Raw genomic sequence first — 17,747 nt, 5'->3', positions numbered from 1 at the left:
GATTAATCTGCAATTTTACGTGAAATATCTTCGATATAACCACGGAATTGCTTATCCGTTTCTTGTAAATTTTTCACAGTTTTACAAGCATGTAAAACTGTTGCGTGATCACGTTTACCAATTTGTGTCCCAATACTTGCCAACGACGCTTTTGTATATTGTTTTGCAAAATACATCGCTAATTGACGCGCTTGAACTACATCACGCTTACGTGTTTTAGACTGAATATCTTCCATTTTTACTTTGAAGTATTCACAAACTGTTTTCTGAATGTAATCAATCGAGATTTCTTTACGAGCAGTTTGTACTAATTTTGATAAAGTACGTGCTGTTAAATCTAACGTAATTTCGCGTTTATTCAACGTTGCTTGCGCTATGATTGAATTTAATGAACCTTCTAACTCACGCACATTTGTATCAATATTTTGTGCAATATAATCCATTACTTCATCAGGGAATTCGATGCCATCGTTTTCTAATTTTTGCTTCAAAATAGAAAGACGTGTATTGTAATCAGGATTTTGCAAATCGGCTGATAATCCCCATTTAAAACGTGAAATCAAGCGGTCTTCCATGTCTTGAATATCTGCTGGAGATTTATCCGAAGTCAAAATAATTTGATTTCCTCTTTGATGTAAATGATTAAATATATGGAAGAAAACTTCTTGCGTTTTTGCTTTTCCAGATAAAAACTGAATATCATCCATAATCAAAACATCAATCATTTGATAGAAGTGAATGAAATCATTTTGATTATTATTTTTTACAGCTTCGATAAATTGTTGAGTAAATTTCTCTGTCGAAACATACAAAACAGTTTTCTCTGGGTGTAAATCTTTTACTTCTAAACCTATCGCATGCACCAAGTGAGTTTTCCCCAATCCTACTCCACCATAAATAAATAGTGGATTGAACGAAGTTCCTCCTGGACGTTTGGCAATAGCACGACCAGCTGCACGAGCTAATCGGTTTGATTCTCCTTCGATAAAATTATTGAATGTATAATTATGATTTAATTGCGAATCAATCTTTAATTTTTGTAATCCTGGAATAATGAAAGGATTCATCATTTTACCAGCCTGCAAATTAATTGGCGCTTCAACCTCTTGTGGGCGAGGTTTTTCTTTATTCGAACTTGGAATACGAACTGTAAATGGTTCACGTCCTTGAGACTTTTGATCCATCAAAATACTGTAAACTAATTTCGCTTCAGAGCCTAATTCTTTTTGTAATGCACTTTTTAAAATTTTGATATAATGCTCCTCTAACCATTCGTAAAAAAATTTACTTGGTACCTGTATTGTTAAAACATTATTATTTAGCTTGCCCGGACGAATCGGAACAAACCAAGTATTGAATGCATCTTCTGCAATGTTGTCTTTAATAAACGACAAACATTTTTCCCACACAGAATTTGCAGTTATCATTGTAATATTGTCCAAAAGTGCTTAAGTTTTAATGTAATTTACTGATATTCAATGAAGTTTTTTAACAAAAGCTTCTCTACAAAATTGTGAACAAATTTTGAATAAAAAAAATGAAAAGGGTATTGATATATTAAAAAATACTTTGTATAATTAGAAATATTCAACAAGTAGTTTTAGATAAAAAAAGTCCTGCAAAGATAATCTTTTTCAGCCATATTTTGTCTTATAATATTTATAATTCTTATTTTTGTTTCATTATGGAAATTACACAAGAAAAAATTGATTTTGCAATTATCAAAGTAGAAAATCATTTAAATGATTTAGGAATCAAAAATAATTTTTCTCTTTTACGAATTGAACAAGGTGAAGATGAAAACGTAAAGATTTTTTATTACGAAATCGCAAATCCTACTTTCAAAACGAACATTCAAATTCAATATGATTTCTTAAAAGAAGAGCAAAAAGATTCTTCACAAACTTCTTTTAGTTGGATGGATTACAAAAAAATTACTGAATAGACTTTTTCATTTTTTATATAATTAATGATAAAGTCTTTTTTTTGTTCTCTACTTTTGAAGATTAAAATGATGTTTTAGAAAATTATGGAGAAGATAGAACAAACTGAACAATTGAATGTTTTTCGCACCAAAACTCGTATTCTATATAAACACACCGATCAAATGAAAGTGGTTTATTATGGAAACTATCCCGAGTTTTATGAAATTGGACGTGTAGAGTTGATGCGTGAACGTGGCTTTCCTTATTCCGAATTGGAAGCAATGGGAATTCAGATGCCAATTATTGAAATGCATACAAAATACATTGGAAGCGCTTTGTACGATGAATTAATAGAAATTGAAACAACAGTTCCTGAACGCGACAAAGGTGTTCGCATTCGTTTTGATTACAATATTTATAATGAAGCTGGAAAAATAATTAATCAAGGCTATACTATTTTATGTTGTATTGATGCTGAAACTCGTCGCCCTGTTCGTATTCCAGAACGTATTTGGACAAGTTTAGGCTTATAATATTATTTAGAATGATTAATTATTCGTTAAAACAAATTCTAACAAATGATTTCTCATTAAATTTGTTCCTTAACAAAACATGATTAAAAACGAATGTCAACACTTCAAGAAAAAATCAATCAAACGATTGTAGACGTTATCGATTTTCCAAAAGAAGGAATTGTCTACAAAGATATTACTCCATTGTTCTTAAATCCTGACCTTTCGGACGAAATTGTAGACGCTTTTGTAGAAAAAGCTAAAGGTAAAGTGGATATTGTTTGTGGAATTGAAAGCCGTGGATTTTTGTATGGAATTCAGATTGCGCAAAAATTAAAAGTTCCTTTTGTATTAATTCGTAAAGCTGGTAAATTACCTCCTCCAACTATTAGTCAGTCCTATGATTTGGAATATGGACAAGCAACCATCGAGGTAAATTCGAATTACATCAAAGATGGTGCACGTGTATTAATTCATGATGATGTTTTAGCAACTGGAGGAACTGCTGAAGCTTGTGCTAAACTAGTAGAAAAATGTGGTGGTAAAACAACACAATTTTCGTTTATTGTTGATTTGACTTTCTTAAACGGAAAAGATAAATTAACTTCTTTTACAACAGATATTATTACATTGATAGAATATTAAAATAAAAAACTCCGCTCAAAATTTTGAGCGGAGTTTTTTATTTTTTAGGGGCTATAATCACTTCTGGTGTTCTTTCATTCCCAATATCCAACAAAGCTTTTATATTCGCTAAAATCTCTCTAAAACTCTGTTTACTTTCTGTTTTATAAGGTCCACTATCCGCATTATATCCAATACAATCCAATGCAAAAACTTTACCCAAAAAAAGTGCTCTTTTAAGATGATAAGATTGAGAGATTAAAATAACTTTATCAAACTTAAAAATATTTTTAGTTCTATATATTGTACTATATGTATCTAAACCAGCTCCATCAAGATATGTATCTTCTATTTTAACACCTCTATCTAACAGATATTTTTCCATAACATCTATTTCGTTAAAATTTTCATGAAGTTTTTCTCCAGAAAGTAAAATTACATCCACTTGATCTTCTTTATAAAGTCGAATAGCAGCATCCAAACGATCTTTCAAAAAACGAGTTGGTTGTCCATTAGCTTGCACTTTTGCACCAAAAACAACTGCCACACGATAATCTGACGGAATATTTCCTTGATAATTATAAATGTAATATGAAGCAAAAATTTGAATAATCAACGCCACAATCAAAGTGAAAATCGCTATTAATCCAACAATTAATATACTTTTTCGCACTACAAATCTTCCTATTTTGACAAGTTTACTCAACTATATTTTGCTTTTAAAAATTTTAACAGTCAAAAATCTATAAGATTAATGATATTTAAAAATTATAAATGTGAAAATTATTTTAAATTTTTCATCGTAATTTTAGAGAATGAATAAAATTGAGTTAAGAACAGTTACTGTTGAACGCTATTTACAACCTTTGCGCGAAGGTGGTTCTTTGCCTGCATTAGCTGATGCAGATGACGGTTTTAAATATGTTTTAAAATTTAAAGGTGCTGGTCATGGACCTCGCATGTTGATTTCCGAATTGTTAGGAGGTGAAATTGCACGTGTTTTAGGATTTAAAGTCCCTGAATTAGTTTTTGCAAATTTGGACGAATATTTTGGTCAATCTGAAGCCGACGAAGAAATTCAGGATTTGTTAAAATTTAGCGAAGGAACAAATTTAGCTCTACACTATTTATCTGGTGCTATTAATTATGATCCTGCTGTGATGAAAATTAATGATAAACTATCTTCGCAAATTGTTTGGTTAGATGCTTTTTTAACGAATGTCGATCGTACTTTTCGTAATACAAATATGTTAATGTGGCACAAAGAATTGTGGTTAATTGATCACGGTGCTTCTTATTATTTTCATCATTCGTGGGACAACTGGGAAAAAGCTGCTCTTGCTCCTTTTACTCCAATAAAAGACCATGTTTTATTGAAAAATGCGACAAAACTTGAAGAAGTTGACACAGAATTTAAAGTTGTTTTAAATGATGAGATCATAGATGAAATTGTTAATCTGATTCCTGATGAATGGTTAGAAACAGAAGTTACACATTCTACTCACAAGGAAATGAGAACAGTTTACAAAACATTTATCAAAACACGATTACAACATACCGAACTTTTTATAAACGAAGCGAATAATGCCAGAAAAAATCTTATATGAGTATGCAATTCTTCGTTTGGTTCCGAAAGTTGAACGCGAAGAATTTATCAATGTTGGAGTGATTTTATTTTCGAAAAAGGAAAATTATTTGAAAGTAAAATATTTTATTAACGACAATAGAATCAATGCTTTTTGCCACGAATTAGACCTTGATTTTATTGACAGTAATTTGAATGCTTTATCTAAAATTGCAGAAGGAATTCATCCTGAATCTGCTATTTCTGATTTCGAAACGCCAGAGCGTTTTCGTTGGTTAACCGCTGTTAGAAGTTCGTCTATACAAAGCTCTCGTCCGCATCCAGGAAAAACAACAAACCTTGATAAAACATTGGATAAATTATTTAAAGAACATGTTTTATAATAGTTAAATACTTAAAAACGAATATTTTAAAAACAATTTCTTAAATTTGGTAATACATTAATTTTTAAATTATTTATCGCCATGAGTACATTAAGAAACAAAGTTCAACTAATTGGGAATGCAGGTAGTAGTCCTGAAGTTAAAACATTAGAAAACGAAAAGAAGTTTGCTAAATTTAGTCTAGCAACAAACGAAAGCTACACTAATAGCAAAGGTGAAAAAGTTCAGCAAACAACTTGGCACAATTTAATTGCTTACGGACCAATTGTAAAAGTGATCGAAAAACACGTAGAAAAAGGGAAGCAACTTGCTATAGAAGGTAAATTGACTTACCGAGATTATCAAGATAAAGATGGTCAACAAAAAACGATTACAGAAATTATAATTGATGAAATTGTGCTTCTTTAGCGTTTAAGATAAAAGGGAAGTAATTGTTGAATTATTTCCCTTTTATTGTTTTATTAATTAACTTTTTCTAAAATAGTTTCCAAACTCTGGATTTATTACAATCATTAAACCTACTATTAGACTAAATATGATTATTAAAACGATATATGAAAGTATCATTAACAAAAAAATTAAAAAGATTTTCCATATAATCAATTTTACTGATTTTGTTGAATAATAATTCTTATAAAAGAAGAATAAAATAAATGGAAGTAATAAAAAACTTAATGAAGTAATTTTAAAAATAATTTCCAAATCATTTTTAAAAAAATACATTAGTGGATATATTATCAATATTGAACTTATTGTATAAAACGATAAAATAAATGAATTCATCACTACATGTTCATAATAATTTTCACCCCATTTTCTAAAAACAATTTTTGTAAGTATAGCAAAAAATGGAAGTAATGCTAACATCAATAATGCATTATTACTAGCTAAGAAAGTAATTATATCATTTGAAAACTTATTATTAAATCCCATTGACCTATAAGTCTCTTTAAAAATGTCATTTAGACCAATTACTTGATAACTTAAAAATGATGCAATACCAGAAAGTGCCAAAGCAAACATTAAAGGCTTATAATGATTAACACGACTTCCTTCAATAAATTCCCTTGCTGTTTTACCAGGATTTATTGCTGTTTTCTTTAATGTGTAGTAGAAACCTTTGTTTGTATGCGCATACAAATCTTGTAATTCATCCAATATATAAGTTTTATTAATTCTCTTATTTTTACGTTGACCACAATTTCCACAGAAATTTTCTGTAATTAGATTACCACAAGTCATACATTTATCACTCATAAAAATCTTAAGAATTAATTTCTTCTATTTTTTAATTCTTGGTTGATTTGATTTAAATCTGTAATAAATGGAATAAAAATGACAGATAAAGAAACAAAAACGACATTTATAAGTTTTAAATAATTTGCAAAAATTCCAAGAGTAAGTGAAATGGAAATTATAAGTAATATAACTTGAATCTTAACTGTTAGTTTATTAACTTTTTTATGTTTAGCCTGTAATTTATCTAATGTTAGTTCTAATAATTTATTTTCAGTTTGCATAAGTTTTTAGTATTAATTACATCAAAAATAAAAAATTAAATGAAACAAAAAAGGATTTCAAAAAATGAAATCCTTTTAATACTATCCTAACATTCTAATCGCGGTTTTTAAACCATCGATAAATGTATCTATTTCTTCTTTTGTGTTATAAACAGCGAATGAAGCGCGTACCGTTCCTGGAATATTGAAATGATGCATAATTGGTTGCGCACAATGATGACCAGTACGAACTGCAATTCCTTTTTTGTCTAAAATCATTCCGACATCTGATGAGTGAACGCCGTCAAATTTTAAGTTGAATGAAACAGCGCCAGAATGTTCTGCATCTTTTGCATAAATCTCCACTTCATCAAATTCTGATAAACGTTGAATTGTATAATCTACCAATTCTTTTTCATAATCGTGAATGTTTTGTATTCCTATCGAATTGATAAAATCTACCGCAGCTCCAAGTCCGATAATTCCTGCAATATCTGGTGTTCCAGCCTCAAATTTAAAAGGTAAACAAGCATAAGTCGAAACTTCCATCGTGACATCTTTTATCATCTCTCCTCCTCCATGGAAAGGCGGTAATTCATTCAAGATATCTTCTTTTCCATACAAAACGCCAATTCCTGTTGGTCCATACATTTTGTGTCCAGAAAATACCAAGAAATCACAATCCATTGCTCGTACATCTATTGCAGTATGTGGAGCAGATTGTGCCGCATCAATCAAAACCCAAGCACCTTTTGCATGCGCTTTTTCGATAATCGTTTTGATTGGATTTACAACACCTAAAGCATTCGAAACTTGATTAACACAAACTAATTTGGTTTTTTCTGTCAATAAATCATCCAACTTCTCAATATCCAAAATACCTTCTGCAGTTAACGGAATATATTTCAGTTTTGCACCAGTTCGCTGACACAACAATTGCCAAGGAACGATGTTAGAATGATGCTCGATTTCGGTAATAATAATTTCATCATCTGCTGTTAAAACATTACGAAGTGAATTAGAAACTAAGTTAATTCCTTCCGTTGTTCCACGCGTAAAAATGATTTCGTAATCATGTTTCGCATTGATAAATTTCTGAATCTTACGGCGTGATTCTTCCATCAAATCTGTTGCTTCTTGACTTAATGTATGAATTCCACGATGTACATTTGCATTGTACTTTTCGTAATATTCGTCTAAAACATCTAAAACAACTTTCGGTTTTTGAGAAGTTGCACCATTATCTAAATAAACCAATGGTTTTCCGTTGACTTCTCTATTTAAAATTGGAAATTGACTTCTTATTTGTTGAATATCTATTGACATTTTTTATTGTATTATGTAGTTTGTAAAATGTATTAGGTTAAAAAAAGTTGTAAGTAAACTTACAACTTTATACTTATGACTTAATACTTTCGTACATTCAATTATAATTCGAAATCTAAACTAACTCCTAATTTTTTTGCAATTATAGAGTTTACTCTATTTGAGATTTGCGGAATTTGTACATGTCGCAAAGCGTCTGCAGCAAAAGCATACAATAACATTGCTTTCGCTTCTTTCTTCGGAATACCACGTTGTTGCATGTAGAATAAAGATTCTTCTTCTAATTGCCCAACTGTACATCCGTGAGAACATTTTACATCATCAGCAAAAATCTCTAATTGAGGTTTTGTATTAATTGAAGCTCCATCAGATAATAAAACATTATTATTTTGTTGGAATGCATTCAATTTTTGTGCTTCTTTATGAACAAAGATTTTACCATTGAAAACTCCTTGTGCTTTATCATCGTAAATTCCTTTGTACAATTCGTGTGACTCACAATTCGGGAAATTATGTTCCACAAATGTATGATGATCGATATGTTGTTTTCCATCAATCACCGTAATTCCGTCCATTACAGAGTTACAATTTTCTCCATTTTGGAAGAAATTCAAATTGTTACGAACAATTTTCCCTCCAAAAGCAAACGTAAATACATTTGCACGAGAGTCTCTTTCTTGGTTGATGTATGTATTATCAACCAAAGAAGCATCGTTAGAATCATTTTGGAATTTATACCAATGAATTTCAGAATTACGTCCAACATTCACCTCAGAAACAACATTTGTTAAGTTTGCTTTTTCGTCTAATGTTTGATGTCTTTCGATAATTTGAACTTGCGCATTATCTCCAACTACAACCAAATTACGTGGTTGATACATTGCTTCTTGAGAAGCTCCTGTTGAGAAATAAACAATCTGAATTGGCTTAGATAAAATCACATTATTTGGAACATAAATGTAAGCTCCATCTTTTGCAAAAGCTGTATTTAACGCAACTAAGCTTTCACCTTTTTTCGCAATTTTACCGTAATAATTCTCAATTACAGCTTGATGAGTTGTTTTATGCATTGCACTTGACAAGACACAAATATCAGCTTCATCGTGTGTTGTATTTGACAAAAACGAAGAATATTTTCCGTTAATAAATACGATTGTGTATGTATCGATATCATTAATCAAATATTTCTTGATGTCTTTGTACTCTACTGCAACTTCGTCTTCTGGGAACAATTTGTAATCCACCTTCAACAAAGGAGCAAGATTTGTATATTTCCATTCTTCGTCTTTACGTGTCGGAAAACCTTTTTGATTAAAGATTTCGATGGCTTCTTGACGTAAACCTTCGATTCCTTTATTCACTTTATTTTTTTCGTTGAACACTAAATGACGAGAAACTAAATTTTCTTTTAAATCAATCATCTTTATAAGATTTTAGATTTTAGATTTCAGATTTTAGATTTCAGACTTCAGATTTTAGATTTTAGATTCTGGATTTAAAAATATTTTTTCACCACTTTCTAACTTCTAATATCTAATATCTAACTTCTAATATCTAACTTCTAAATTAATTAGATTCCTGCTTCTTCTTTTACCCAGTCGTAACCTTTTGCTTCTAATTCTAAAGCTAATTCTTTACCACCAGATTTAATGATTTTCCCATCTGCTAAAACGTGTACAAAATCAGGAACGATATAGTCTAATAAACGTTGGTAATGTGTAATTACTAACACTCCATTGTTTTCATTTTTGAATTCATTTACACCGTCCGCAACAATACGTAAAGCATCAATATCTAAACCAGAATCAGTTTCGTCTAAGATCGCTAATTTTGGGTTTAACATTAACATTTGGAAAATTTCGTTACGTTTTTTCTCACCTCCAGAAAAACCTTCATTAAGCGAACGAGATAAGAAATCTTTTTTGATCCCTAATAATTCAGCTTTCGCACGAATTTCTTTCAACATTTCAGAAGCTCCCATTTCTTCTAAACCTTGCGCTTTACGCGTTTCGTTGATAGAAGTTTTGATGAAGTTTGTTACAGAAACTCCAGGAATTTCGATTGGATATTGAAAAGACATAAAAATTCCTTTTTGTGCTCTTTCTTCTGGTGCTAATTCTAAGATTGATTCATTATCAAACTCGATATCACCATCTGTTACTTCGTATTCTTCTTTACCTGTAATAACGTTAGACAAAGTTGATTTCCCAGCACCATTAGGTCCCATAATCGCGTGAACTTCACCTGGATTAATTTGAAGGTTTAAACCTTTTAAAATTTCGCGCTCTTCGATACGAGCGTGTAAGTCTTTTATATTTAATAACATTTTTATCTTAAATTTTAGATGTTAGATTTTAGAATCCTCCAACTATGTTATCTATTTATTATTGTTAATTTCTAACTTCTCAATTCTAGTTTCTAAGAACTATCCTACAGAACCTTCTAATGAGATTTCTAATAATTTTTTCGCTTCAACGGCAAACTCCATTGGTAATTTGTCTAATACTTCTCGGCTAAAACCATTTACGATTAATGCAATCGCTTTTTCTGTATCGATACCACGTTGATTACAATAGAACAATTGATCTTCACCAATTTTAGAAGTTGTTGCTTCGTGCTCTAATTGAGCTGATTTATTTTCGATCTCGATGTAAGGGAAAGTATGCGCACCACACTCATTACCCATCAACAATGAATCACATTGAGAGAAATTACGTGCTCCTTCGGCATTCTTCATTACTTTAACCAAACCACGATAAGAATTTTGAGATTTTCCTGCAGAAATACCTTTCGAAATAATTGTTGATTTCGTATTCTTACCGATGTGAATCATTTTTGTTCCCGTATCTGCTTGTTGATAATTATTTGTTACCGCAATTGAGTAAAACTCTCCTACCGAATTATCACCTTTTAAGATACAAGAAGGATATTTCCACGTTACCGCAGAACCTGTTTCAACTTGCGTCCACGATACTTTTGCATTTTTCTCACAAACTGCACGTTTTGTTACAAAGTTGAAAACTCCACCTTTTCCTTTATCATCACCTGGATACCAGTTTTGCACTGTAGAATATTTGATCTCAGCATCGTCCATAATGATTAACTCAACCACAGCAGCGTGTAATTGGTTTTCATCACGCATTGGCGCTGTACAACCTTCTAAATACGAAACATAAGAACCTTCATCCGCAATTAACAATGTACGTTCAAACTGTCCTGTTCCTGCTGAGTTGATACGGAAATAAGTTGACAATTCCATTGGACAACGAACACCTTTTGGAATATAACAGAATGATCCGTCCGAGAAAACTGCCGAGTTTAAAGCTGCATAAAAGTTATCTGTTGGTGGAACTACTTTACCAATGTATTTTTTCACCAATTCTGGATGCTCTTTAATTGCTTCCGAAATTGACATGAAAATAATTCCTTTTTCTGCTAAAGTTTCGCGGAAAGTTGTTTTTACTGAAACTGAATCAAAAACCACATCAATCGCAACTCCAGACAAACGTTTTTGTTCATCTAAAGAAATTCCTAATTTCTCGAAAGTTTTTAATAATTCAGGATCAACTTCGTCCAAACTTGCTAATTCTTTTTTAGGTTTTGGAGCTGCGTAATACTGAATAGCTTGAAAATCTGGCTTTTCATAAGTTACGTTTGCCCATTCTGGTTCTTCCATTTTAACCCAAGCACGGTAAGCTTCCAAACGCCATTCCGTCATCCACTCAGGTTCCTCTTTTTTGGCTGAAATAGCACGCACGATATCTTCATTCAATCCAACTGGGAATTCTTCATATTCCATTTCAGTCGTCCAACCAAACTCATATTGTTTTTGGCTAGCAAGATCTTCACGTAGATCGTCTTCTGTATATTTTGTGTTACTCATCTTATTATTTATAAAATGTATAGGTAAAATTAAACTGTAAAGGTTGCTGTTTATCAGCTTTATTTCCTAAAAATTTGAATTCTTTCAATCGTTGATTTTGATCTAAAATCACCTCAAATTGCGGTAGATTATTTCTCAAAATCTGATATTTATTTTGAGAAATTAATTTAATTTCTGACCAAGGTCCTTCTTTCAAATTAATTCTTTCTGTTTTTGGCGCAACATCTGGTGTGTATTCTTTTATTTTGAATGGCACCTTAAATGTCGAATTGCTATAACAAATCTTATTAATGTCTTGACCTAATGATTTTGTAATTCTACAATCGTGCATTAATCGATCCTCGAAACCAATTTTCTGCTCCATATAGGTTTTTTTCAACATCACATCTCCTTCTAACCAAATGATATCAAAAAGTTTATTCCCGTTTTTGACATACATATTTTCTTGATCGTAAAAGAATTGATTTGTTTTTGCTTCACTTCCTTTTCTTGCAATTGCTTCGGCAGAAATTACACCATCTTTGTACGTATAACTTACTTTAGTTGGTGTTGCAACCTCATCTGTCAATTCAAAATCAAGAAGATTTCCTGTTGCATCATAATTTGCTTTGTACGCAACTTTTTTATTTGATGCATTGGTAATGGTGATTGTTTTGATTTTTGATTCGTCTAAATCCAACGCTTTTATAAAAGGTTTTACATTAAACAAACCGAAAAACATATGTTCTGAATAAGCTTTATTCAACTTTTTTGAAGATTCAGTTGGTTGAAAAACCATCAAATCTTTTTCTACAATTGTATTTTGTCCAAAAGCAACAAAACCAATCAAAAACGTAACGAATAAAGCTATTTTTTTCATCTTAAACTGCAAAACTTTCTCCACAACCACACGTGCGAGATGCATTTGGATTATTGAATACAAAACCTTTTCCATTCAATCCTCCAGAATATTCTAACGTCATTCCAACAAGATATAAGAATGATTTTTTGTCAACCAAAATTCTTACATTATTGTCATCGAATAATTTGTCATCTGCACTTTGTTCTTTTGTAAACTCTAAATTATAGTTTAAACCTGAACATCCTCCACTTGTTACTCCTACACGTACAAAAGATTCTTCTATAGAAGTTCCTTCTTCTTGTAAAAGTGAAATTATTTTATTTTTTGCTGATTCTGAAACCTTAATCATTTGATTCTAATTTTATATTGCAAAGATACTTATTTAAAATGACTTCAAATAACGAACGATATAAATATTAACAATCACTTAAGTTTTAATATTTATAATAACCTTTTTATATCTTCTTGAAAAAAGATAACTTCCCGTATAAAACTTAAACAAGTATATTTTTAGGCTTTTAATCCTAACTTAACTCTTGTTCTTTTCAATACTTTTTGAGCTACCTCTCTTGCTTTTAACGCTCCGTTTTCTAAAAAAGCATCTAATGTTGCTTTATCATTCATCAATTCATCAAAACGAGTTCTTGCATCTGCATATTTCTCTAAAATCAATTCGAATAAAGCCTGTTTTGCATGACCATATCCGTAACCTCCATTCAAATAATTTTGACGCATTTCCTCTATTTGTTCTGGTGTTGCCAATAATTTGTATAATGCAAAAACATTGTCTGTATCTGGATTTTTGGGATCTTCTAATGGCGTTGAATCCGTTTCAATTGACATTACTTGCTTGCGTAATTGTTTTTCTGGTAAGAAAATATTGATGAAATTATTTCTTGACTTAGACATTTTATGACCATCAGATCCAGGAATCAACATAATATTTTCGTCGATTGCAGCTTGCGGTAAAACAAATGTTTCTCCCATTTGGTGATTGAATTTTTCTGCTACACTACGTGTGATTTCCAAATGTTGCAATTGATCTTTGCCAACAGGTACAACTTCAGCATCATACAATAAAATATCAGCAGCCATCAAAATTGGATACGTAAATAATCCTGCATTTACATCTGCTAAATAATCTGCTTTATCCTTGAAAGAATGTGCTAAAGTAAGACGTTGAAATGGAAAGAAGTTCAATAAATACCATGTTAATTCTGTTGTTTCAGTCACATCAGATTGACGGTAAAAAACTACTTTCGAAGGATTTAAACCTAATGCCAGCCAAGTTGCAGCCACTTCGTACGTATTTTGTTTTAACACTTCTGCATCTTTAATTTGCGTTAAAGCGTGTAAATCAGCAATAAAAATGAAAGAGTCATTTCCTTCTTTCTCCGTTAATTCGATTGCGGGAGAAATTGCTCCTAAAATATTTCCTAAGTGCGGAGTTCCAGTAGCTTGAACTCCTGTAAGTATTCTTGGCATTTGTTTAAAAATTTAAGAAGCAAAGATAAACTTAATCAACGAAATGCACCAATTGTAATGAGAAGTTTATTTGAATTAATTGACAAGAATGACGAAAAACATATGGATCAACTAAAAAAGCTTCCCTATTTGTCGAAATGGCCAAGAGATTTTTCTTAATGTTTTACCAACAATAGTCCTCTTTCTAAAAATAATTGGACCTCCTAATTCTATATTATTCATTTCTTTTTCATTAATAATAATCTTACAAACAGTAGTGTCTTCTATCACAAACAATTGTTTTTCACTTCCTAAATAAGAATATTCAATCTCATAATAAGATTGATTTTTTAAAGCTTTTAACTCAAATTTTCCGTTTTCGTCTGTATAAACTATTTTATTAGAATTCTTTAAATTAACCTCAGCATCAGCAACTGGAAAATTATTATTATCATTAATAATCCCTTGTACAATAATCGAATCATTCTCAGTTTGTGCTTTTGTGATAGTTGAAAAGCTTAAAAATCCCACTAAAGATGAAAGCTGTAACCATCTTTTGGATTGATTAGAAATAGATTTTGAAGCTTCGTATGAATTAAACTGTTCTAAATTTCTAGTTTTAATTTTTACACAAGCAGTAGGATTATCATTCAGAAAAATTTTTAATTCTTTGAATGAATAATGATCCAAATCGTGAACACATTTCGAACAAACATCACAAAACTTTTGTTGCGAATCTGAATCCTTCATTTCGTCCCAATTCTGATTACATTTTTTATCAATTTGTAGCTGCATAAAAATCTACTTTTCAATAAAATTAAACTTTTTTCGAAAATTTTTCAAACCTCAACCAACCTTTTTGCAAAAAGATGAATCTATAAAGAAAAAAGATTCATTAACCTTAAATTATATTGATATGAGTAACAAAGCTTTTTTAGACATTCTTTTCGAAAATCGAAACAAAGAATATGGTGCTTATCAACTAAGACAAGTTGCAAGCCAAGATTTGATGAAATCTCTTTTTGTAGGGATTGGTATTGTTGCATTAATTACTGGTGGAACTATTTATGCAAATAATAGAACAATGAATAATGAAATAACAAAAAAAGGTGATGGTGTAATTGTTATTTTAGATGATGTAACTCCTCCTGATAAAAAAGTCGAAGAAGTAACTCCTCCAAAAGAAGATCCACCGATGGAAGAAAAAACAATTCAATTGAAAACAGATCAGGCGAAACATATTATTCCAACTCCAACAGAAAGTCCGAAAATTGAAGAAACTATAAAATCTGTTGACGAACTGAAAGGAAAAGATTTAGGCACTTTTGATAGAGATGGTGATAAATCGAATGGACAAGTTGGTGGTGGCGAAGTAAGTGATACAGGAAATAAAGCTGGTGGTCCAAACACGGATATTCCAGAAGGACCAAAAGAAGTAAAACCTGTTATCAATACAAATGCTACAATTACAGCAAAGAATGCTGCCGTAATGGCAATTTATCCTGGCTGTGAAAGCGAAAGCAAAAAAGGAAACGCTGCATTGACAAAATGTATGAGTGATAAAATCTCGAAAGAATTAGGAAGTGAATTAAGTGATTTTGCCGAAAATGCTTCTCGTAACAATTTAAATTCAGCCGTTGCAAAAATGCAATTTATCGTAAACAAAAATGGAGAAATCTCACAAGTAAAACCGTTAAGCGGAAGTAATCAAGATTTAGGGAAAGAAGCTAAATCTGCATTGGAGCGAATCAATAAACAAATTCTAAGAAAAGGTAAAAAAATAACACCTGCAAAATTAGAAGATGGTTCGGATGCAAATTTAATTTTCTCAATTCCAGTAAAATTCCAAACAACAGAATAAAATAATTAATAATACTTTTCTTTCTGAAACCATTGCATTCATTTTTTTGAGTGTGATGGTTTCTTAATTATTTAAAGAATTGAATATCCATTCAAAAATAGTTACTAAAAACACATATTTGTCGTATAAAATTTAAGTTTTAAGTCAATCTTAACACAATAAAATTGTAACTTCGTTGCGAATTATGAATAAGAATATTGTTTACGGATTGATTGGTTTCGGTTATTTTTTGATCGGAATTTTTACTTGGAAATATCAGTTTTTCATCATCAAATTAGATGAAATAAAAGCGATGTTATTGGGTATTTTATTTATTGTTTATGGCGCTTTTCGTGTTTATCGCGGTATAAAATCTTATAAAAATGATCAAAAAAATTAGTTTACTTTCACTTTCGGCCTTTCTTATTTTTTCCACTTTTAGTTGTAAAGACAAAGAAAAACAGACAAAAGCTGAACAAAAAACTGCTGTAAAACGCGCTTTACACGAATACGGAGATTTGGCAATGACGGTAGATCCAAGCTTTAAGAATTTGGCGCAATCGTTAGCAAATATGTATATGGTTGATTATCCAGATGTAAAAATTACGATTAACGAAGAGATTGAAGAAAAAGCTATCAAAGATTTTTATGAAGGGAAGATTCCTATTTTGATGGTAAGTAAGCCTTTAACAAAAGCTCAACAACAACATTTATTCAATAAAACAACAACAAAATATATTTCTTCTGTAATTGCATTAGACGCAACAGTTTTTATTACCTCTGTTGATAATTCAATCAACTCTATCTCGATGAATGATATTAAGGATAATTTGTATAAAAATGATCCGAAAATAACATTTGTTTACGATCATCCAAACTCTGCCAATTACAATACAATAAATGATAAATTAAAATTATCTGTAGAAAATGGCGCAAAAGTAACAGCTATGGGCGATGCAGAAAAAGTGATTGATTTTGTACAAAAAGATAAAACTGCAATCGGAATTATTGGATTGAATATTTTAAGTGATAAAGGAAATCCGAAAGTTGAGGAATATCTTAAAAAGGTAAAAATATTATCTATTGCAGATGATAAAGGAAACTTGGCTTTGCCAACTATCCCGAATTTGAAATATGGTGTTTATCCTTTTTATCGTCAAATTTATATTTTGAAAAACGAAGTTGGTTTTGGAATTGGAGCTGGTTTTACGAGGTTTGCAGGTTCGCAACGTGGACAAAAAATTGTAACGCGCGAAAGTCTTCAACCTTATTATATTTATAAACGTGAAGTTCAGATTAATAATTTAGAACAACCCTTACAATAAAACAGAAAACCTTCCGAATTGGAAGGTTTTTTTTTACTTTTTAACGGGGAAATCTTTATGATTTTCTTTTATCTTTTTAATCTTTTCGAAATTTGAATTAAAATTTCCATTAAACAACTTTTTTATTTCTTGTTGTTTAATCAACCAATCTTCCATTGGACTTCCTTTATTTATTTTAGTTGTATCAACTTCACTTAATAATTCTGTTGCTCTTTTATCTATTTCTACAATATTTTCAAAAGTATCAAAAATTAATTGTGCCAAATCATTAGGCATTGTTACGCATCCTAAAGTGTAAGACACTACCATCGGATAATCTTTATAATGTTGATATAATTCTACAATTCGAATATCATCTCGGTAAACAAATTCTTTACTTGAATAAATTCTTAAAACATCATTAGAATTTTTTGCTAAATAAAACAAATCATCATTCGATAATTGATTTTTGATGTTCTCAAATTTTTGATAGACTTTGCTTTTACTTCCTCCTATCCCTACATGAGAAGATTCCGCATTCTCTTCAATTAATAAAGGTCT

22 protein-coding genes are annotated in these 17,747 nt (G+C 30.7%); 9 read left to right on the top strand and 13 right to left on the bottom strand.

Annotation, left to right across the window (positions count from 1 at the left end; all coding sequences use genetic code 11):
* Nucleotides 1-2: 2 nt before the first annotated feature.
* On the bottom strand, nucleotides 3-1,427 hold the full coding sequence (dnaA, locus tag E4J94_RS03620) for a chromosomal replication initiator protein DnaA (protein WP_135834598.1): 1,425 nt from the start codon (nucleotides 1,425-1,427) through the stop codon (nucleotides 3-5).
* A 257-nt stretch (nucleotides 1,428-1,684) separates the two neighbouring features.
* On the opposite strand from dnaA, the gene E4J94_RS03615 reads away from it, so the two are divergent.
* The 3 genes from E4J94_RS03615 to E4J94_RS03605 all read left to right on the top strand — a co-directional run bounded on the left by E4J94_RS03615 (nucleotide 1,685) and on the right by E4J94_RS03605 (nucleotide 3,082).
* On the top strand, nucleotides 1,685-1,945 hold the full coding sequence (locus E4J94_RS03615; protein ID WP_135834499.1) for a hypothetical protein: 261 nt from the start codon (nucleotides 1,685-1,687) through the stop codon (nucleotides 1,943-1,945).
* 84 nt (nucleotides 1,946-2,029) lie between these two features.
* Nucleotides 2,030-2,458 carry an acyl-CoA thioesterase gene (locus E4J94_RS03610; RefSeq protein WP_135834498.1) on the top strand — a complete coding sequence of 143 codons (429 nt, stop codon included), beginning with the start codon at nucleotides 2,030-2,032 and terminating at the stop codon, nucleotides 2,456-2,458.
* Nucleotides 2,459-2,551: 93 nt separating this feature from the next.
* Nucleotides 2,552-3,082 carry an adenine phosphoribosyltransferase gene (locus E4J94_RS03605; protein WP_135834497.1) on the top strand — a complete coding sequence of 177 codons (531 nt, stop codon included), beginning with the start codon at nucleotides 2,552-2,554 and terminating at the stop codon, nucleotides 3,080-3,082.
* Between the two features lie 37 nt (nucleotides 3,083-3,119).
* On the opposite strand, the gene E4J94_RS03600 is transcribed toward E4J94_RS03605, so the two are convergent.
* A complete protein-coding gene (locus E4J94_RS03600) occupies nucleotides 3,120-3,767 on the bottom strand; it encodes a SanA/YdcF family protein (protein WP_135834496.1) in 648 nt (215 codons plus the stop codon).
* 109 nt (nucleotides 3,768-3,876) lie between these two features.
* Here E4J94_RS03600 and E4J94_RS03595 point away from each other — a divergent pair, with 109 nt between their 5' ends.
* The 3 genes from E4J94_RS03595 to E4J94_RS03585 all read left to right on the top strand — a co-directional run bounded on the left by E4J94_RS03595 (nucleotide 3,877) and on the right by E4J94_RS03585 (nucleotide 5,437).
* The gene (locus tag E4J94_RS03595; protein WP_135834495.1) at nucleotides 3,877-4,668 is read left to right on the top strand and encodes a HipA family kinase; all 792 of its coding nucleotides are present in this window, start codon (nucleotides 3,877-3,879) and stop codon (nucleotides 4,666-4,668) included.
* On the top strand, nucleotides 4,646-5,029 hold the full coding sequence (locus E4J94_RS03590; RefSeq protein ID WP_135834494.1) for a DUF3037 domain-containing protein: 384 nt from the start codon (nucleotides 4,646-4,648) through the stop codon (nucleotides 5,027-5,029). The genes E4J94_RS03595 and E4J94_RS03590 overlap by 23 nt, the downstream gene beginning before the upstream one ends.
* Nucleotides 5,030-5,110: 81 nt before the next feature.
* On the top strand, nucleotides 5,111-5,437 hold the full coding sequence (locus E4J94_RS03585; protein WP_135834493.1) for a single-stranded DNA-binding protein: 327 nt from the start codon (nucleotides 5,111-5,113) through the stop codon (nucleotides 5,435-5,437).
* A gap of 57 nt (nucleotides 5,438-5,494) precedes the next feature.
* On the opposite strand, the gene E4J94_RS03580 is transcribed toward E4J94_RS03585, so the two are convergent.
* The 10 genes from E4J94_RS03580 to E4J94_RS03535 form a co-directional block, all read right to left on the bottom strand.
* Nucleotides 5,495-6,286, bottom strand: a complete 792-nt coding sequence (locus E4J94_RS03580; protein ID WP_135834492.1) for a DUF3667 domain-containing protein — start codon at nucleotides 6,284-6,286, stop codon at nucleotides 5,495-5,497.
* A gap of 14 nt (nucleotides 6,287-6,300) precedes the next feature.
* A complete protein-coding gene (locus tag E4J94_RS03575; protein WP_135834491.1) occupies nucleotides 6,301-6,549 on the bottom strand; it encodes a hypothetical protein in 249 nt (82 codons plus the stop codon).
* 81 nt (nucleotides 6,550-6,630) lie between these two features.
* Nucleotides 6,631-7,854 carry an aminotransferase class V-fold PLP-dependent enzyme gene (locus E4J94_RS03570; protein WP_135834490.1) on the bottom strand — a complete coding sequence of 408 codons (1,224 nt, stop codon included), beginning with the start codon at nucleotides 7,852-7,854 and terminating at the stop codon, nucleotides 6,631-6,633.
* A gap of 101 nt (nucleotides 7,855-7,955) precedes the next feature.
* A complete protein-coding gene (sufD, locus tag E4J94_RS03565) occupies nucleotides 7,956-9,275 on the bottom strand; it encodes a Fe-S cluster assembly protein SufD (protein ID WP_185145628.1) in 1,320 nt (439 codons plus the stop codon).
* Nucleotides 9,276-9,424: 149 nt separating this feature from the next.
* Entirely contained in the window at nucleotides 9,425-10,180 is a 756-nt protein-coding gene (gene sufC / locus E4J94_RS03560; protein ID WP_038333580.1) for a Fe-S cluster assembly ATPase SufC, read from the bottom strand.
* A 99-nt stretch (nucleotides 10,181-10,279) separates the two neighbouring features.
* Nucleotides 10,280-11,737 (bottom strand): Fe-S cluster assembly protein SufB, encoded by a 1,458-nt coding sequence (sufB, locus tag E4J94_RS03555; RefSeq protein WP_038333579.1) that lies wholly within the window; start codon nucleotides 11,735-11,737, stop codon nucleotides 10,280-10,282.
* Between the two features lie 4 nt (nucleotides 11,738-11,741).
* Nucleotides 11,742-12,596, bottom strand: a complete 855-nt coding sequence (locus E4J94_RS03550) for a hypothetical protein (RefSeq protein WP_135834489.1) — start codon at nucleotides 12,594-12,596, stop codon at nucleotides 11,742-11,744.
* Nucleotide 12,597: 1 nt separating this feature from the next.
* On the bottom strand, nucleotides 12,598-12,927 hold the full coding sequence (locus E4J94_RS03545) for a HesB/IscA family protein (protein WP_114999854.1): 330 nt from the start codon (nucleotides 12,925-12,927) through the stop codon (nucleotides 12,598-12,600).
* A gap of 161 nt (nucleotides 12,928-13,088) precedes the next feature.
* Nucleotides 13,089-14,063, bottom strand: a complete 975-nt coding sequence (gene trpS, locus E4J94_RS03540; protein ID WP_135834488.1) for a tryptophan--tRNA ligase — start codon at nucleotides 14,061-14,063, stop codon at nucleotides 13,089-13,091.
* 111 nt (nucleotides 14,064-14,174) lie between these two features.
* The gene (locus tag E4J94_RS03535) at nucleotides 14,175-14,837 is read right to left on the bottom strand and encodes a carboxypeptidase-like regulatory domain-containing protein (RefSeq protein ID WP_246034246.1); all 663 of its coding nucleotides are present in this window, start codon (nucleotides 14,835-14,837) and stop codon (nucleotides 14,175-14,177) included.
* Between the two features lie 64 nt (nucleotides 14,838-14,901).
* On the opposite strand from E4J94_RS03535, the gene E4J94_RS03530 reads away from it, so the two are divergent.
* From E4J94_RS03530 to E4J94_RS03520, 3 genes are all read left to right on the top strand, one after another.
* Entirely contained in the window at nucleotides 14,902-15,903 is a 1,002-nt protein-coding gene (locus tag E4J94_RS03530) for an energy transducer TonB (RefSeq protein WP_135834487.1), read from the top strand.
* Between the two features lie 184 nt (nucleotides 15,904-16,087).
* Complete coding sequence (locus tag E4J94_RS03525) at nucleotides 16,088-16,282, top strand: C4-dicarboxylate ABC transporter (protein WP_135834486.1); 195 nt, start codon at nucleotides 16,088-16,090, stop codon at nucleotides 16,280-16,282.
* Entirely contained in the window at nucleotides 16,266-17,207 is a 942-nt protein-coding gene (locus E4J94_RS03520) for a PstS family phosphate ABC transporter substrate-binding protein (RefSeq protein ID WP_135834485.1), read from the top strand. The genes E4J94_RS03525 and E4J94_RS03520 overlap by 17 nt, the downstream gene beginning before the upstream one ends.
* A gap of 33 nt (nucleotides 17,208-17,240) precedes the next feature.
* On the opposite strand, the gene E4J94_RS03515 is transcribed toward E4J94_RS03520, so the two are convergent.
* Complete coding sequence (locus tag E4J94_RS03515) at nucleotides 17,241-17,633, bottom strand: hypothetical protein (protein WP_135834484.1); 393 nt, start codon at nucleotides 17,631-17,633, stop codon at nucleotides 17,241-17,243.
* Nucleotides 17,634-17,747 lie beyond the last annotated feature (114 nt).

The organism is Empedobacter tilapiae, from assembly GCF_004785645.1.
In the GTDB taxonomy this organism is placed as follows: domain Bacteria; phylum Bacteroidota; class Bacteroidia; order Flavobacteriales; family Weeksellaceae; genus Empedobacter; species Empedobacter tilapiae.
Note: the sequence above shows the minus strand (reverse complement) of the source record. Positions and strands in the feature narration are given on the sequence as shown.

Coding starts and splice junctions, on each gene's coding strand:
- sufC (WP_038333580.1), bottom strand. CDS start 10,180: ATGTTATTAAATATAAAAGACTTACACGCTCGTATCGAAGAGCGCGAA.
- sufB (WP_038333579.1), bottom strand. CDS start 11,737: ATGAGTAACACAAAATATACAGAAGACGATCTACGTGAAGATCTTGCT.
- E4J94_RS03525 (WP_135834486.1), top strand. CDS start 16,088: ATGAATAAGAATATTGTTTACGGATTGATTGGTTTCGGTTATTTTTTG.
- E4J94_RS03545 (WP_114999854.1), bottom strand. CDS start 12,927: ATGATTAAGGTTTCAGAATCAGCAAAAAATAAAATAATTTCACTTTTA.
- E4J94_RS03580 (WP_135834492.1), bottom strand. CDS start 6,286: ATGAGTGATAAATGTATGACTTGTGGTAATCTAATTACAGAAAATTTC.
- E4J94_RS03615 (WP_135834499.1), top strand. CDS start 1,685: ATGGAAATTACACAAGAAAAAATTGATTTTGCAATTATCAAAGTAGAA.
- E4J94_RS03605 (WP_135834497.1), top strand. CDS start 2,552: ATGTCAACACTTCAAGAAAAAATCAATCAAACGATTGTAGACGTTATC.
- E4J94_RS03570 (WP_135834490.1), bottom strand. CDS start 7,854: ATGTCAATAGATATTCAACAAATAAGAAGTCAATTTCCAATTTTAAAT.
- E4J94_RS03590 (WP_135834494.1), top strand. CDS start 4,646: ATGCCAGAAAAAATCTTATATGAGTATGCAATTCTTCGTTTGGTTCCG.
- dnaA (WP_135834598.1), bottom strand. CDS start 1,427: ATGATAACTGCAAATTCTGTGTGGGAAAAATGTTTGTCGTTTATTAAA.
- E4J94_RS03595 (WP_135834495.1), top strand. CDS start 3,877: ATGAATAAAATTGAGTTAAGAACAGTTACTGTTGAACGCTATTTACAA.
- E4J94_RS03520 (WP_135834485.1), top strand. CDS start 16,266: ATGATCAAAAAAATTAGTTTACTTTCACTTTCGGCCTTTCTTATTTTT.
- E4J94_RS03550 (WP_135834489.1), bottom strand. CDS start 12,596: ATGAAAAAAATAGCTTTATTCGTTACGTTTTTGATTGGTTTTGTTGCT.
- trpS (WP_135834488.1), bottom strand. CDS start 14,063: ATGCCAAGAATACTTACAGGAGTTCAAGCTACTGGAACTCCGCACTTA.
- E4J94_RS03585 (WP_135834493.1), top strand. CDS start 5,111: ATGAGTACATTAAGAAACAAAGTTCAACTAATTGGGAATGCAGGTAGT.
- E4J94_RS03575 (WP_135834491.1), bottom strand. CDS start 6,549: ATGCAAACTGAAAATAAATTATTAGAACTAACATTAGATAAATTACAG.
- E4J94_RS03610 (WP_135834498.1), top strand. CDS start 2,030: ATGGAGAAGATAGAACAAACTGAACAATTGAATGTTTTTCGCACCAAA.
- E4J94_RS03535 (WP_246034246.1), bottom strand. CDS start 14,837: ATGCAGCTACAAATTGATAAAAAATGTAATCAGAATTGGGACGAAATG.
- sufD (WP_185145628.1), bottom strand. CDS start 9,275: ATGATTGATTTAAAAGAAAATTTAGTTTCTCGTCATTTAGTGTTCAAC.